The following is a 14781-nucleotide window of genomic DNA, read 5'->3' as shown; positions in this document are numbered from 1 at the left end:
TAATAAATTCTGCTATCTTTGACTGCAAACCAGTACCCCATGAACACCCGCTTTTGGCTTATTGCCTGCCTATTTATAGCAAGTACTCAGGCTGTTCTGAGCCAATACACTGAAACCATAAATTCAAACAGACCTGGAAATTCTCAAGGGGCTTTTGCCGTGGGCCGCAATGTCCTGCAACTAGAGCTCGGATTGGGTCTTGGACAAGAGAATCACGATTTGCTCAATACAGAAGCAAGCGCTTTTAGCTTGGACTATGCCGTGAGATACGGCTTGTTTATGGAGCGACTTGAGATCAATGCAATTGGCGCCTATCAGCGCAATGAGGTTACCTTTGACGATGGTTTTGTAACCGGTGAGTTCACCCAAGCAAACTTTAGACTCAACAGCCTCGGGGCAAAGTATTTGTTATACGACCCTTACAGAAAACGAGAGTTGGAGGGCCCGAATCTTTACAGTTGGAAGGCTAATAATACTTTTCAGTGGAGAGATCTTATTCCGGCTATCTCTGTTTATGCTGGGGCCAATTTCGACTTTGAGGATAACCCTTTCACTCCAGAGGATGAATTGACCATAAGTCCGAGAATCGCCATTATTACGCAGAATAACTTTTTAGGCGGATGGGTATTTGTTACCAATATCATTGTAGATCGTGTAACCACCGAGTTTCCATCGTACAGCTATCTACTTACACTTACACATGCCTTTAGTGAGAAGTTTTCGGCTTTTGTTGAAAATGAAGGAATTAAGAGTGATTTCTATGCAGATCAACTCTTTAGAGGTGGCGCCGCCTATCTCTTTAACAATGATTTTCAATTAGATGCTTCAGTGCTCCTGAATTGGAAAGACACTCCTACCAGAACCTTTTTCAAGATCGGAGCTAGCTATCGCTTTGACATGCATGGCCAAGATGAGTACTTGGAAGAAAAAGGTCCGGATGGAGAAGCCATTAACAAAAAGGACAACAAAAAGAAGCGACGCAAACGCCGTGACGATGTCGAGATAGAAGATGATGGCGGCAGTATTTTAAGAAATCGCCCATGATCGAAGTCAAGAAAATAACCAACCAAAAAGACCTTAAAACCTTCGTCAAGTTTCCGTTTACACTCTACAAGGACTGTAAATATTGGGTTCCGCCATTGATCAATGACGAACTAGAAACCCTGAGTCAAGAAAAGAACCCTGTTTTTAAAAATGCAGAGGCACATTATTTCTTGGCCTATAAGAACAACAAGGTAGTTGGACGCATAGCTGCTATTGTAAATCATTTGGAGATCAATGAGCAGGGTAAGAAAAAGATGCGCTTCGGCTGGCTAGATATGATCGATGATCTGGAGGTTACCAAGGCTTTATTAGAAGAAGTAAACAAGATCGGGCGAAGCCACAACTTAGAATATGTGGAAGGTCCTGTAGGATTCTCTAATATGGAAAAGGCCGGTATACTTACCATGGGATATGAGGAACTCAATACCATGATCACTTGGTACCACTACCCTTACTATGCCGAACATTTCCAAAAGCTAGGCTTTGAAAAACAGGCTACTTGGGTCGAGTATCGCATGCAGATCCCGGCAGAGATGAAGGAAAAGGTTAAAAAGTTCTCAGCGATCATTAAAAAACGGTACGAATTGGAAGTGATCCGTTTTAAGTCCAAAAAGGAGATCATCCCTTATGTGGATGATATGTTCGGGTTACTGAACAATACCTATAACAGTTTACAGACCTTTGTGCCGATACAACAGTATCAGATAGACTATTACAAGGAGAAGTATTTCAACTTTATCCACCCAGACTATATTACATGCATTAAGGATTCCGACGGAAAACTGATCGCCTTTTCTGTGGTAATGCCTAGCTTTTCTAAGGCCTTAAAGAAGGCCAACGGCAAACTATTCCCTTTTGGATGGTATCATTTATTGCAAGCGCAAAAGAAGAACGACACCGCCGCCTTCTATTTAATTGGTATAGACCCTGAATATCAAGGTAAGGGAGTTACGGCTATCATATTTGCAGAAATGCAGCAGCTCTTTAACAATAAAGGGATTAAAGAAGTGGAGACCAACCCGGAACTCGCTGAGAATACAGCTGTTCAGTTGCTTTGGAAGGATTACGGTCCGCAGCAACACAAAGAACGCAGCACTTTTAGAAAAGACCTATAAAAAAAAGCCACCGATCTGGTGGCTTTTCTATTTTTATCTCATACGATAATTACTCGCCCATAGAGGCTGCTAATGCAGCAGATAGTCTTTTGTAAGTACCGTTCTCCAATCGCTCTCTAATGGCAGAGAATGCATCTAAAGTCTGGTCAATATCTTCCATGGTGTGCGATGCCGTAGGGATCATTCTAAGTAGAATCAATCCTTTAGGTATCACTGGGTAAACCACTATAGAACAGAATACTCCGTGATTTTCACGTAGGTCCTTAACCAAAGCCATAGCTTCTGGAATACTTCCTTTAAGATATACCGGAGTCACACAACTCTGGGTAGTTCCTAAGTCGAAACCACGCTCCCGTAAACCACCTTGTAAGGCGTTTACATTGGCCCAAAGCTTGTCTTTGTATTCTGTGCTTGAACGCATCATATCCAAACGCTTCAAAGCACCTACAACCAACTGCATTTGTAACGACTTGGCGAACATTTGCGAACGCAGGTTGTATTTCAAATAATTGATGATCTCTTCATCTCCTGCGATAAAAGCTCCAGTAGATGCCATAGACTTAGCGAAAGTAGCGAAGTACACGTCGATATCGTCTTGTACGCCTTGCTCCTCACCTGCTCCAGCACCAGTTTTTCCAAGTGTCCCAAAACCGTGAGCATCGTCAACGAACAAACGGAAGTTGTATTTTTCCTTTAGGGCTACGATCTCTTTTAGCTTTCCTTGTTCACCGCGCATTCCAAAAACACCTTCGGAGATCAAAAGGATCCCACCGCCGGTCTTCTCTGCTACTTTCTCAGCACGCTTCAAGTTCTTTTCGATACTTTCCATATCGTTATGCTTGTAAGTAAAACGCTGACCAAGGTGTAAACGCACCCCGTCAATGATACAGGCGTGAGCGTCTACATCATAAACGATAACGTCGTCTTTAGAAACCAAGGCGTCGATGGTAGAAACCATTCCTTGGTAACCAAAGTTCAACAAATAAGCAGCTTCCTTGTTTACAAATGCCGCAAGCTCATTCTGAAGTTGTTCGTGGAGGTTGGTATGACCACTCATCATTCTAGCACCCATTGGATAAGCCGAACCGTATTGTGCAGCAGCTTCTGCATCAACCTTACGAACTTCTGGGTGATTCGCCAATCCCAAGTAGTCGTTCACACTCCAGGTGATGACTTCCTTGCCGTTGAACATCATTCGATTACCGATAGGCCCTTCTAATTTTGGGAATACAAAATATCCTTCTGCAGCTTCCGCCCATTTCCCTAGAGGTCCTTTATCTCTGTAAATCTTTTCGAATAAATCCTTTGCCAAATCTTTGCTATTAAAGTTTCCGGGCAAAAGTATAAATTTATTCCTAATTATCAGGGTTTTTCCTGAATTCCTGCCCATAAAAAAGCCCCGCAAATGCAGGGCTTAGCTATTTTGTTTAAGGGTCTTATTTGACGTATTGTATGTTCCCAACCACCTCTTCGTGCTGAGCGTCAAAGAAGCCCTGCTCTTTCATCCACTTGTCTGAGTAGACTTTGCTCATATATCGAGAACCGTGGTCTGGTAAAATCACGACCACTACATCGTCTTTTTTGAAGTATCCTTCTTCTGCTAATTGTTGAACACCTTGAAGAGCCGCTCCGGAGGTATATCCGGCAAACAAACCTTCTTTAGTGGCCAACTCACGAGCTTTATGCGCACTTTCTTCGTCTGTTACCTTTACAAACTGGTCAATGCTGTCAAAATCTGTAGCCGTAGGAATCAAATTCTTACCAAGACCTTCTATGCGATACGGATAGATCTCGTTCTTGTCGAACTCGCGGGTCTCATGGTATTTCTTTAAGACAGATCCGTAAGCATCAATACCCACGATCTGAATATTTGGATTTTGCTCCTTCAAATATTGAGCCGTACCAGAAATAGTTCCGCCGGTACCGCTACAAGCAACCAAATGCGTGATCTGTCCACCGGTTTGTTCCCAGATCTCTGGGCCTGTGGTCTTGTAGTGAGCGGCAGTATTTAGTTTGTTGAAATACTGATTGATATAAACCGATCCTTTGATCTCATTGTGCAAACGCTTGGCCACTTCGTAGTACGAACGCGGATCGTCTGCAGCTACGTGAGCGGGGCAAACATAAACTTGTGCACCCATGGCGCGCAACATGTCGATCTTGTCACCACTCGACTTTGAACTCACCGCTAGGATACATTCATACCCTTTAATGATACTCACCATAGCAATACTAAAACCAGTGTTACCAGAGGTAGTCTCAATAATGGTGTCACCAGGATTTAAAATACCTTGGCGCTCTGCTTCCTCAATGATGTGTAAGGCGATGCGGTCTTTAGAAGAGTGTCCGGGGTTGAAAGCTTCAACTTTTCCGTAGAAATTACCGGGAATATCGGCAGTAATATTGCTCAATTTGACAAGCGGTGTGTTCCCAATAAGAGAAAGCACGTTGTCATGTGCTTGGATTTTGTCCTTCATAAATTCTGCTTAGTCAGTAGAAACACGCTTATCAGCAATGATTTACGGTTTCAACCCTGCAAAGTTAAGTCAAAAATTTCAAACTACTCGGTTATCCCTTCCAAATCAAGTAAGAAGGCCCAATTTCTCGCCACTTCTTTCAAAGCCTCAAAGCGTCCGGAAGCTCCGCCGTGGCCAGCTTCCATGTCTGTGTACAACAACAATAGATTGTCGTCTGTCTTCATATCTCTGAGTTTGGCAACCCATTTTGCCGGCTCCCAATATTGTACTTGAGAATCATGCAATCCTGTGGTGACCAATAGGTTCGGATAGTCCTGAGCACTCACCTGATCATAGGGTGAATAAGATAACATATAGTCGTAGGAATCTTTGTTGTTCGGGTTCCCCCACTCGTCGTATTCTCCAGTTGTAAGTGGAATAGAATCGTCTAGCATGGTGGTAACCACATCCACAAAAGGTACAGCGGCGATTACACCATTGTACAGCTCCGGAGCCATATTTACAACAGCTCCCATAAGTAAGCCTCCCGCAGATCCGCCGTAGGCATATAAATGATCACTCGAGGTGTAACCCTCTGCTATCAAGAACTTAGAGCAGTCGATAAAATCGGTAAAGGTGTTCTTCTTTTTAAACATCTTTCCGTCTTCATACCACTGGCGCCCCATATACTGTCCGCCACGAATGTGCGCAATAGCGTAGATAAAACCGCGATCCAGCAAGCTAAGGCGTGTGGTTGAAAAACGCGGATTGGTCGTAGAACCATAAGAACCGTAAGCATACTGCAATACTGGATTCTTACCATTCTTTTCCATTCCTTTACGGTAAACCAAAGAGATCGGAATTTTGGTTCCATCTTCTGCTGTGGCCCATACGCGCTCTGAAGCGTAATTGTCTTTGTCGAACTTACCGCCCAAGACCTCGGTCTCTTTCATCACCTTAGACTCTTTGGTGGTCATATTGAAATCGATCACCGAAGACGGAGTGGTCAAAGAATTGTAACCGTAGCGTAAAACGTCTGTGTTAAAGTCCACGTTTTGCGTGGTGTAGGCCGTATAGGTCTCACTGTCAAAGGGCAGGTAATACGCTCCCTCCGGGTTTGCCCAAGGAATGATCTTGAGTTTATTAAGTCCGTCAGAACGCTCACTTACCACCAAATAATCCTTAAATATGTCTATATCCTCTAAGAGCACTTTTGGGTCGTGCGCAATGACCTCTTCCCAGTTTTCCTTCGTGGTATTGTTAACGGAGGTCTTCATGAGCTTGTAGTTCTTAGCTCCGTCCTTATTGGTCAAAATGTAGAAGTTATCTCCAAAATGAGAAACATAATACTCCAGACCGCGCTCTCTTGGCTGAATGGCTTTGAATTCCCCTTCTGGGTCATTGGCATCCAGATACTGAAACTCCGAAGTTAAGGTACTGGTGCTACCGATCATCAAATAATCGTCGGACTTGGTTTTATATACATAGGTGTAAAAAGTGTCGTCCTCCTCGGTAAAAACCAAAGTTGGATTTTTAGGATCATCTCCCAGCTTGTGGCGATAGATCTTATCGCTGCGGAGAGTAACCGGATCTTTTCCTGTAAAAAATAAGGTCTCGTTATCGTTAGCCCATTCGGATCCTGCAGTGGTCATAGGAATGGCCTCGTCGTAGATCTCGCCAGTTTCTAGATTCTTAACATAGATGGTGTAATTTCTACGACTCACCGTATCTACACCAAAGGCCACAAGCTTGTTGTTAGGACTAACGTTGATACCACGTAAATTGTAGTACGGGTATCCTTCTGCCATTTCGTTCACATTAAAGAGGATCTCTTCTTCCGCGTCCATAGATCCTTTCTTGCGTGTGTAAATAGGATAATCCTTCCCGGTCTCATAACGGGTAATGTAGTAGTAACCGTTATAGAAATAAGGCACAGAAGCATCGTCTTCTTTAATACGGCCCTTCATTTCTTGGAACAAGTCCTCCTGGAAGGTCTTGGTATGCGCGGTCATTTTTTCAAAGTAGTCGTTCTCTCGCTCCAAGTAGTCGATCACTTCTTCGTCTTCTCTGTCGTTGAGCCAATAATAATCATCAACGCGGACGTCTCCGTGAATTTCTAGGTTCTTGGGCTTTTTATCTGCCGTGGGTGGCGTAATATTCATGGCCGCTTTTGGTTTTTGATCTTGTTTACAGGAAGCTGCAAAAATAGTGCAAACTGCTAAGATGAGGATCTGCTTGATCATGATTTTGTTTTTCGAAGGTTTAGGTATAAGCCCTCTAAAGTAGTAAATTTGCAGGGAATAAAATCTTAAAGCTATGTTTGGAGATATCATGGGAATGATGGGTAAACTCAAAGAAACCCAAGAGAAGGTCGCTCAGACCAAAGAACGACTCAATACTGTTTTAATTGACGAGCAAAACTCAGAAGGAACTATAAAAGTAACCCTTACGGCCAATCGTGAGATAAAAAATATCAGCATCGCCGAAGAACTTTTGAGCGACAAAGAGCAATTAGAAGATTATTTGGTGATCACCTTAAACAAAGCGATCGCTCGAGCCACTACTGTAAATGAAACAGAATTAGCTGCAGTAGCTAAAGAGGGAATGCCCAATATTCCTGGGCTAGACAATATGTTTGGCTAATAATTCTCCGCTATCTTTTCCAATAGCTCAAAGTGGTAGGACGTGTCGCGCAGACTGCTGTAACCAGATACCTCTCCTATTTTTCTTCCTTTGTGATTGTATGCAATTAACAAGGGAAACGAACGCTCGGGATTGTATCTCTTAAGGATGTCTTTATTATAAGTTAGCTGCTCCGGACTTACTATATCGATACGACGCGGGATGTCTATCATGACCAATAAATAATCTTTGGTCATTGCTTTAAACTCGTCGGTTGAGAAAAAATCTTCCTTTAATTGAATGCAGGGAGCACACCAATCACTACCCGTAAAATAAAGCAATACGGGCTTCTTTTCTTTACGAGCTTGTTTTTGAGCTGCCTCCAGATTAGTCATCCAAGGAAGTTGCTCCTCGGTCTGCGCCAATGTCAGTTGGCTAAATAAGACCGTCATTACCAATAAAAGGATTCTCATACTGCTTGATTTGGGAACAGATATCGTGCCAAAAATGAATAAAAAAAAGCGAAGTCCCAAATTTATGGGACTTCGCAGTAGATAGTTCACAGCAATCTGGTGATTACTGGATAATTCTAAATTGAGTTCTACGGTTAGCTCTGTGCTCACGCTCAGAACAAGAAACTCCATCAGCACAACGGTTAAGTAGCTGAGACTCTCCGTAACCGTTAGAAACGATACGGCTAGCGTTGATCCCTTTAGAGATCAGGTAGTTAGTTACCGCTTGCGCACGACGCTCTGAAAGGTCTTTGTTGCTAGAAGCAGTACCTCTAGAGTCTGTGTGAGATGCGATCTCTACACGAACACCGTCTTTCAATACAGGTAGTAATTTGCTGTCGATCTCACGCTTAGCCTCGGCAGTCAAAGTAGCTGAACCAAGGTTCCAGTTGATGTTAAGATCGTTGTACTCTAGCAATTCACACTCTACTTCTTTCCAAGTAGTAAGTCCACCTTTAGTTTGCAAAACTTCACGAGTGATCGTTCTGTAAACAGCTGGAATAGTTTCTTCAACAACTTGTGCGTCTTTTACCAAAACAGTCTTAGTGATGTTTGCATACTCTGCAGGAATCTCTACCTCTTCAACACGAGCTGGCTCAATAACCACACGCTTTGTATAGGTAGCAGGAACTTCGGCAACTGGAGTTGATGTAGTGCTAGCATCGTTAGCCAAACGCTGTACAGATACGGTTTCGTATTCGGCTGGGTACCCTTTGTAACACCAGTAACGACAGTCGTCTGGATTTGCAGAAGCACAGTCAGGAGCGGCAGTTCCTAGCTCCCATTGTGCGTATGCTGGTTTGATCTCAAGTGTTTCTGAATCTGTAGAAAAGCTTGCAGGAATAACACGTAGTGTAGAAGCTCCTTGTTTCTTTACATAAGAAATAGTTTCAGTTCCCTATTTTTCTGGTACAACTACTAACTTCTTTCCAGCAGCTTTCACCATAACACGCTCGGTTACGGTTTCATACTGTGCAGGAATAGTTTTTAACACCTTGTAAGCAGGCTTAACCATTACTTGCACATCTTCATTTACATAAACGTCTGGTGTAGTACAACGTACATAGCACTTTCCGGGTTCTGGGTTGGTCGGAAGGTCTTGTGCATGAGTAAGATTCGCGAGACCTACGGCCAGGATTAGTAATACAATTTTTCTCATTGTGATGTTTATTAGTGATTTGTTTTAATCTGCCGCAAATGTCCTTTTCTTTAAATCTTTTTTAACATCACTCCCAAAAAACCGCAGAGGCGAATCGATGTAATACACAAATCATCGACAAAATGCATTGTATTTCTTTTTTTGAACGATAGCACTACTCCAAATCGATTTTCAGCTTTTTTTTCGGATATTTACTAAACAAAGCGAAGTTTAACACCAAATAATACAAACATGTTTGAATTGAAGCAAAAAGAAGGATCCGATCAGTATCACTTTGTACTGAAGGCCAAAAACGGGCAGGTAATCCTTTCTAGCCAAGTTTACGCGAGCAAGAGCGGAGCAATGAACGGTATCGAGTCTGTTCGTAAGAACGCTAGCGATGACGCTAAGTTTGAGCGTAACACAGCTAAGAACGGCAAATTCTACTTTAACCTAAAAGCTGCAAACAGCCAGATCATCGGTACTAGCCAGATGTATGCTGCAGAAGCTGGAATGGAAAATGGAATTCAGTCTATCAAAAACAACGCTCCGGACGCGGACGTTAAAGAAGTATAGTCACTGCGCCTTCAAAAAATTAAAGCCCTGCCAGCGCAGGGCTTTTTTTATGATAAGGTTTCGCGCAGTACCTGCAAAAAGTCTGCGTGCATAGTATCGGTATAATCTAAATGAGTTACCACGCGCAAAGCGCCTTGCCCCATATTACTAATAATGATATTGCGAGCTGCCATGGCTTTAGAAAACCCAGCTTCGTCTTTAACGTGAAAGATCACAATATTGGTTTCTACCGGAGATACTTTGGTCACTTGCGGGAGGCTTTCTAGTAAGTCCCCTATTTCTTTTGCCTTCTGATGGTCTGCTGCCAAACGTTCCACATGATGATCGAGCGCGTAAAGGCAAGCTGCAGCCATATAGCCTATTTGCCGCATACCACCTCCTAAGACCTTGCGCACGCGTATGGCATTGTCCATGAGTTCTTGGTCTCCGATCAAAACAGTTCCTATAGGAGTGCCAAGGCCTTTACTAAAGCAAACGGTCAAGGTATCGAAACGCTTCCCGAATTCCTTCGGATCTTGTCCTTTGGCCACTATGGCGTTCATGAGTCTGGCTCCATCCAAATGCAATCCGAGGCCGTGTTTATCACAAACTGCTCGGATCTCATCTATAGTTTCCAGATCATAACAGGCTCCTCCACCTTTATTAGTTGTATTTTCCAAACACACGAGACTAGTAAGCGGGCTGTGGTAAAAGTCTGGCGGATTGATCGCTGCTTCAACCTGGGCAGCAGTAATTTTGCCCTGTGTTCCGTCTAATAATTTACAGGAGACTCCACTATTAAAAGACACTCCGCCTCCCTCATAATTATATACGTGTGCGTATTTATCGCAAATCAGCTGCTCTCCAGATTGGGTGTGTAATTTAATGGCTGCCTGATTGGCCATGCTTCCTGTGGGAAAGAAAAGTGCTGCAGGCTTTCCAAACATTTCGGCCATACGGGCTTCTAAAGCATTAGCCGAGGGGTCTTCTTTATATACATCGTCGCCAACCTCTGCTTGTAGCATAGCCTGTAGCATGCCAGGCGTTGGCTTGGTAACTGTATCGCTTCTTAGGTCGATCATAGTATTATTGTCTTCTGAACTTGGCTTGCGTTTCTAATTGGTCCATTAGTGGACTGATCAGCGCGTCTAGTTTTACCTGAGGGTGGTTATTATTATAGGTGTAGTTCTTATTAGGATACTGCGGATCGTTGGTCAGATCCAATTCTTTATACCGAAACTCGTACTCGCCATCATCGTCAAAGAATACATAATTACGTTGACAACGATATACTTCAGTCCTAGCTGTGGGTGTATCGTAGACAGCATCTGTTTCGTAAGATTTCACTCCAGACTTCTTGAGCTCACCCTGATTTGCCAGATAGTAATCAATTACCTCTTTATTGGGTAATGCTACTGGTTTGTACAAGCCGCAATTGTCCATTTTGGTCACCATGGGCTTCCCCTCTTTCATATAGATCACAGCTGCTTCTATATAGGTGTCTTTAGAACTGCAGAATTTACCATCCTTCATGCGGAAAGCCTGGACATCTCCTTCACAACTTCTTGCCCAAACGAATAAGGTATCCACTTGCTGGGTTCGCAAAGTTTCTACTTGCTGTTTAGCAATAGAGTCTAGGTAAGCGATACTTCCGCGTTTGCGCTGCCCATAAGCAGAACTCATGAGCAGTAATCCTAGACAGCATATAAAAATTCTGTTCATGATCTAGTTTGTTGGGTAAAAGCATTGAAAGCTCCCTATCGGACTACCGTCCGGTATCTGCGGAGCCGCTTGCGGTTTAAACTCCTCCGGATCGTCTAAGAATTGCGCTATCTCTCGCAGCAGTTGCTTGCTAAATGCGTCGGATTTTGATTTGTACTGCTGTTGTAAAGTAGTTACCAAGGCGTACACATCGGCTTTTACCTGCGGACGACTGTTGGGGTTCAAGGCCAAATTAAACAAGTGCTGTAAACTTTGATGTTGAACTGTTTGTACAATAGCCGTTTTGTAGGCATCCTTACCCGCATTTGCATTAAACACAGCAGTATTCAATCCGTTGAGCATATCTGAAAAACTCATATTATCGGCATCTAATGCAGCTTGTTGGCTCAAGCGATTGGCACGTTCCCAGTTGAGTAATAAACCTAAAGTAAAATCCGCAGCAGTTGCACTGGCGCCAATAGCATCGAAAGCAACTCCGGTCTTACTTTTAAAAGACTCTCTTCCACGCCAATACCCAAAAGCACGGGGTGGGAACAGTTCTAACACATCGGATGGTATGGCAAGAGCGTCTGCCGACAACGTCTTTAATACGGCATCTAAGGCTTTCTTTTGCTCCTTTTTTGGTAAAACTGAGGTAATTAAATTATCATCGTTCTTAACGGCGTAGTTGTAGTTCATTCCACCCACCAATTTCACCGCCGCTTCTGTTTGATAGCGATGGAAGAAATACAAGGGCACAAAGACATCTTCCAATACCGTAAGTGGTTCTCCCGAGCGAATGTTGTCTACAGAGAAATTTTCCATAGCCTGAGCACGTAGCTTTAAAACCTCGTTCAATTCAGAAACAGCATCAGCACCGTTATCCCAAAGGTGAGCAAAGGCGTGGGCCCCGCCTTGAGCGCGAGCATCACTATCAGAAATAAACTGCAGCCCGTCTTTTTTAGCCTGCTCCAATACCTTATTCAAATAGTAACTCTCGGTTTCATCGCCGCTTGGGTTGCCATAGGCATAAGCCACTGTAACCTTATCCCATGCTCCAATTCCGGTGTCATAGGCCTCCGAAAAATCGAGCTTTCCGTTTTTCATCCGCAGTAAAGGATGCGGATAGTCCATTACACTAGAGCGTCCACTTGGACTAGCTGCAAAATTATGTGCAAAGCCCAAAGTGTGTCCTATTTCGTGAGCAGAGAGTTGACGAATACGCGATAGCGCCATGGCCAACATGGGTTTGTAATTCTGATCGCTAATGGCAAAGGGCTTGTTCATGAGTGCTTGGGCTATCATAAAATCCTGACGGATTCGCAAGCTCCCTAAACTTACATGTCCTTTTAGTATTTCGCCGGTTCTTGGATCTACTATACTAGCGCCATAACTCCAGCCGCGTGTAGAGCGATGCACCCATTGGATCACATTGTATCTGAGGTCCATCGGGTCAGCGTCTTCCGGCAGCATTTTTACTTGAAAGGCATCCTTATAACCAATAGCCTCGAAAGCTTGGTTCCACCAACGCCCTCCTTCTAAAAGCGCGGAACGCACAGGTTCTGGAGTGCCAGGATCCAGATAGTATATTATAGGTTCAACAGCTTCGCTTACTGCTGCGGATGGATTCTTCTTTTCCAAACGGTGACGTACAATGATGCGCTTTCGTATAGGCTCCCAAATTGGAGTGGAATAGTCCAAATAACTACGCATATTCAAGCCGCTTCGCGGGTCGAAGGCTCTTGGGCTGTATCCATCATCGGGTAATTGTACAAAACTGTGATGTTGGATAACAGTAAGCGCAGAAGCATCTGGCGCCACACTACTTACATGGCGTCCGGTAGGGTCACCTTTAAAGGTAAGCATGGCCTCGAACTCAACATTCTTCGGGAAGGCCTTGGTGCGCTCCATCCAAAGGGCATTTCTGCTTTTGTCTAAGGTGTATTTTCCTTCTTTTGCTCGGGCCAAACGTTTGGAAACACCATGGGCATCGAGCATCAAAAAAGGAGTAAGATCAATAACATAAGTGCTGCCCTTGGTCTCTTTTATGGGAAAACCAAAAAGTACTGACTTAGCAAAGGCCTGCTCTACCGAACGTTTCTCGGCCTGATTGTCTGTAACGGCGCGATACTCCTGATTGGGTTGCATAAGCAACAGCTTGTTCCCTGCTTTGACAAACTTGACTATGACACCATCACCTAACTGACCGCGGTCTAATCCAATATCATTGGAACCGAGTCCTGAGGTGAGTGAATGAACATAAAGAAATTCTTCATCGAGCTTGTCGACCTCTAGAAAAATAGCGTCTTCAGAAGGGCTGTAATGAAACTTGAAAAACCCATCAAAGGTCTGTAGGTCTTCTTTCTTGTCTAAAAATTGTGATTTAACTGGGGAGATGACACATACAATTGCCAAAAGGCAAATCAATCGCTTCATAAATAAATGGTTTGCTAGTGCCATAAAAATACATCAAAAATGTTTCATCGCAGAGGCTGAAGTTTTATTTTTGTCTCTCTAACAAGCAAGTATGACTACAACAGATCAGATTAAAGATCTTAGAGAGCGCCAGGATGCGTTAAGGAGGTATCTTTGACATAGCCGGAAAGCGTGTCATTATAGCCAACGACGAAGAAAAGACCTTTGACCCAAACTTTTGGAACAATCCCAAAGAAGCAGAAGCTTTTATGAAAAAATTACGCGGCCAAAAAAAATGGGTCAGTGATTTTGAAGAGGCTGTTACTTTGATTGACGAAGCCGAAGTGCTCTTAGAATTCTATAAAGAGGACGAAGCCACTGCAGCGCAGGTTGATGCTGCCTTTACCAAAGCTTTAGATGCTACAGAAAGCCTGGAGTTCAGAAATATGATGAGCGACGAGGGTGACGATATGAGCGCTGTACTGCAGATCACAGCTGGCGCAGGAGGCACGGAGAGTTGCGACTGGGCACAAATGCTTATGCGCATGTATCTGATGTGGGCAGAAAAGAAAGGGTTTAAAGTAAAAGAACTAAATTTTCAAGCGGGAGATGTAGCTGGTGTAAAAACCGTTACCTTAGAGATCGATGGAGAATACGGATTTGGTTGGTTAAAAAGTGAGAACGGTGTTCACCGCTTGGTGCGCATCTCTCCTTTTGACAGCAATGCAAAACGCCATACGAGTTTTGCTTCGGTCTATGTTTATCCACTTGCAGATGACAGTATAGAGATAGATATAAATCCTGCGGATATTAGCTGGGATTTTGCGCGATCTAGCGGTGCCGGTGGACAGAACGTGAATAAAGTAGAGACCAAAGCGATCTTGACCCACCACCCTTCTGGGATCGTGATACACAATAGTGAAACGCGGTCACAACTGGAGAACCGTGAAAAGGCCATGCAGATGCTTAAATCGCAGCTGTATGAGATAGAACTCAGAAAACGTCAAGCTGCCAGAGATCAGATCGAATCAGAAAAGAAATCCATCGAATGGGGCTCACAGATCAGAAACTACGTCTTGCATCCGTATAAATTGATCAAAGACGTGAGGACCAATTACGAGAGCGGTAATACAGATGCCGTTCTAGACGGAAATATAGACGAATTCTTGAAGGAATATTTAATGATGACCGGGCAAGAGAAACCGGCCGACGAACTTTAGAAT

At 43.6% G+C, this 14781-nt stretch carries 12 protein-coding genes and 1 pseudogene; 5 read left to right on the top strand and 8 right to left on the bottom strand.

The annotated features are described in order from the left end of the window. Positions 1-39 precede the first annotated feature (39 nt). Positions 40-1044, top strand: a complete 1005-nt coding sequence (locus BTO09_RS13005; RefSeq protein ID WP_087525195.1) for a transporter — start codon at positions 40-42, stop codon at positions 1042-1044. Beyond that, the gene (locus tag BTO09_RS13000; RefSeq protein WP_087525194.1) at positions 1041-2159 is read left to right on the top strand and encodes a GNAT family N-acetyltransferase; all 1119 of its coding nucleotides are present in this window, start codon (positions 1041-1043) and stop codon (positions 2157-2159) included. The genes BTO09_RS13005 and BTO09_RS13000 overlap by 4 nt, the downstream gene beginning before the upstream one ends. 49 nt (positions 2160-2208) lie before the next feature. Here BTO09_RS13000 and BTO09_RS12995 read toward each other — a convergent pair whose 3' ends face one another. The 3 genes from BTO09_RS12995 to BTO09_RS12985 form a co-directional block, all read right to left on the bottom strand. Beyond that, positions 2209-3471 carry an aminotransferase class I/II-fold pyridoxal phosphate-dependent enzyme gene (locus BTO09_RS12995; RefSeq protein WP_087525569.1) on the bottom strand — a complete coding sequence of 421 codons (1263 nt, stop codon included), beginning with the start codon at positions 3469-3471 and terminating at the stop codon, positions 2209-2211. Between the two features lie 124 nt (positions 3472-3595). Beyond that, the gene (locus BTO09_RS12990; protein ID WP_087525193.1) at positions 3596-4636 is read right to left on the bottom strand and encodes a PLP-dependent cysteine synthase family protein; all 1041 of its coding nucleotides are present in this window, start codon (positions 4634-4636) and stop codon (positions 3596-3598) included. Positions 4637-4719: 83 nt separating this feature from the next. Continuing rightward, on the bottom strand, positions 4720-6858 hold the full coding sequence (locus BTO09_RS12985) for a S9 family peptidase (RefSeq protein WP_087525192.1): 2139 nt from the start codon (positions 6856-6858) through the stop codon (positions 4720-4722). 73 nt (positions 6859-6931) lie between these two features. On the opposite strand from BTO09_RS12985, the gene BTO09_RS12980 reads away from it, so the two are divergent. Further along, complete coding sequence (locus BTO09_RS12980) at positions 6932-7258, top strand: YbaB/EbfC family nucleoid-associated protein (protein WP_087525191.1); 327 nt, start codon at positions 6932-6934, stop codon at positions 7256-7258. On the opposite strand, the gene BTO09_RS12975 is transcribed toward BTO09_RS12980, so the two are convergent. Together BTO09_RS12975 and BTO09_RS12970 are read right to left on the bottom strand one after the other, a co-directional pair. After that, positions 7255-7710: a thioredoxin family protein gene (locus BTO09_RS12975; protein ID WP_157663518.1), complete on the bottom strand. Its 456-nt coding sequence runs from the start codon at positions 7708-7710 to the stop codon at positions 7255-7257. The genes BTO09_RS12980 and BTO09_RS12975 overlap by 4 nt on opposite strands. 103 nt (positions 7711-7813) lie before the next feature. Further along, a pseudogene (locus tag BTO09_RS12970) lies at positions 7814-8908 on the bottom strand (OmpA family protein). Between the two features lie 231 nt (positions 8909-9139). On the opposite strand from BTO09_RS12970, the gene BTO09_RS12965 reads away from it, so the two are divergent. Further along, the gene (locus BTO09_RS12965; protein WP_087525189.1) at positions 9140-9463 is read left to right on the top strand and encodes a YegP family protein; all 324 of its coding nucleotides are present in this window, start codon (positions 9140-9142) and stop codon (positions 9461-9463) included. 47 nt (positions 9464-9510) lie between these two features. Here the strand turns inward: BTO09_RS12965 and BTO09_RS12960 are convergent, their stop codons facing one another. From BTO09_RS12960 to BTO09_RS12950, 3 genes are read right to left on the bottom strand one after another with little or no spacing between them, the layout of a single operon-like run. Then, positions 9511-10524, bottom strand: a complete 1014-nt coding sequence (locus BTO09_RS12960; RefSeq protein WP_087525188.1) for a low specificity L-threonine aldolase — start codon at positions 10522-10524, stop codon at positions 9511-9513. A 4-nt stretch (positions 10525-10528) separates the two neighbouring features. Then, complete coding sequence (locus BTO09_RS12955; protein ID WP_157663517.1) at positions 10529-11164, bottom strand: hypothetical protein; 636 nt, start codon at positions 11162-11164, stop codon at positions 10529-10531. A 3-nt stretch (positions 11165-11167) separates the two neighbouring features. Further along, a complete protein-coding gene (locus BTO09_RS12950; RefSeq protein WP_087525186.1) occupies positions 11168-13579 on the bottom strand; it encodes a zinc-dependent metalloprotease in 2412 nt (803 codons plus the stop codon). 91 nt (positions 13580-13670) lie between these two features. Here BTO09_RS12950 and prfB point away from each other — a divergent pair. Then, positions 13671-14778, top strand: a protein-coding gene (gene prfB / locus BTO09_RS12945) for a peptide chain release factor 2 (protein ID WP_157663516.1) whose coding sequence is annotated in 2 segments (ribosomal slippage) — positions 13671-13733 and positions 13735-14778 — 1107 coding nt in all. Because the reading frame shifts where the segments join, the coding sequence is not laid out codon by codon here. Positions 14779-14781 lie beyond the last annotated feature (3 nt).

The sequence above is a fragment of the Gilvibacter sp. SZ-19 genome (genome assembly GCF_002163875.1).
In the GTDB taxonomy this organism is placed as follows: domain Bacteria; phylum Bacteroidota; class Bacteroidia; order Flavobacteriales; family Flavobacteriaceae; genus Gilvibacter.
This window is presented reverse-complemented; position numbering and strand designations above follow the sequence as displayed.

What these genes read in the sequence shown, in the direction of transcription:
- BTO09_RS12965 (WP_087525189.1), top strand. Translation starts at nt 9,140, where the DNA reads ATGTTTGAATTGAAGCAAAAAGAAGGATCCGATCAGTATCACTTTGTA.
- BTO09_RS12990 (WP_087525193.1), bottom strand. Translation starts at nt 4,636, where the DNA reads ATGAAGGACAAAATCCAAGCACATGACAACGTGCTTTCTCTTATTGGG.
- BTO09_RS13000 (WP_087525194.1), top strand. Translation starts at nt 1,041, where the DNA reads ATGATCGAAGTCAAGAAAATAACCAACCAAAAAGACCTTAAAACCTTC.
- BTO09_RS12950 (WP_087525186.1), bottom strand. Translation starts at nt 13,579, where the DNA reads ATGAAGCGATTGATTTGCCTTTTGGCAATTGTATGTGTCATCTCCCCA.
- BTO09_RS13005 (WP_087525195.1), top strand. Translation starts at nt 40, where the DNA reads ATGAACACCCGCTTTTGGCTTATTGCCTGCCTATTTATAGCAAGTACT.
- BTO09_RS12955 (WP_157663517.1), bottom strand. Translation starts at nt 11,164, where the DNA reads ATGAACAGAATTTTTATATGCTGTCTAGGATTACTGCTCATGAGTTCT.
- BTO09_RS12985 (WP_087525192.1), bottom strand. Translation starts at nt 6,858, where the DNA reads ATGATCAAGCAGATCCTCATCTTAGCAGTTTGCACTATTTTTGCAGCT.
- BTO09_RS12980 (WP_087525191.1), top strand. Translation starts at nt 6,932, where the DNA reads ATGTTTGGAGATATCATGGGAATGATGGGTAAACTCAAAGAAACCCAA.
- BTO09_RS12960 (WP_087525188.1), bottom strand. Translation starts at nt 10,524, where the DNA reads ATGATCGACCTAAGAAGCGATACAGTTACCAAGCCAACGCCTGGCATG.
- BTO09_RS12975 (WP_157663518.1), bottom strand. Translation starts at nt 7,710, where the DNA reads ATGAGAATCCTTTTATTGGTAATGACGGTCTTATTTAGCCAACTGACA.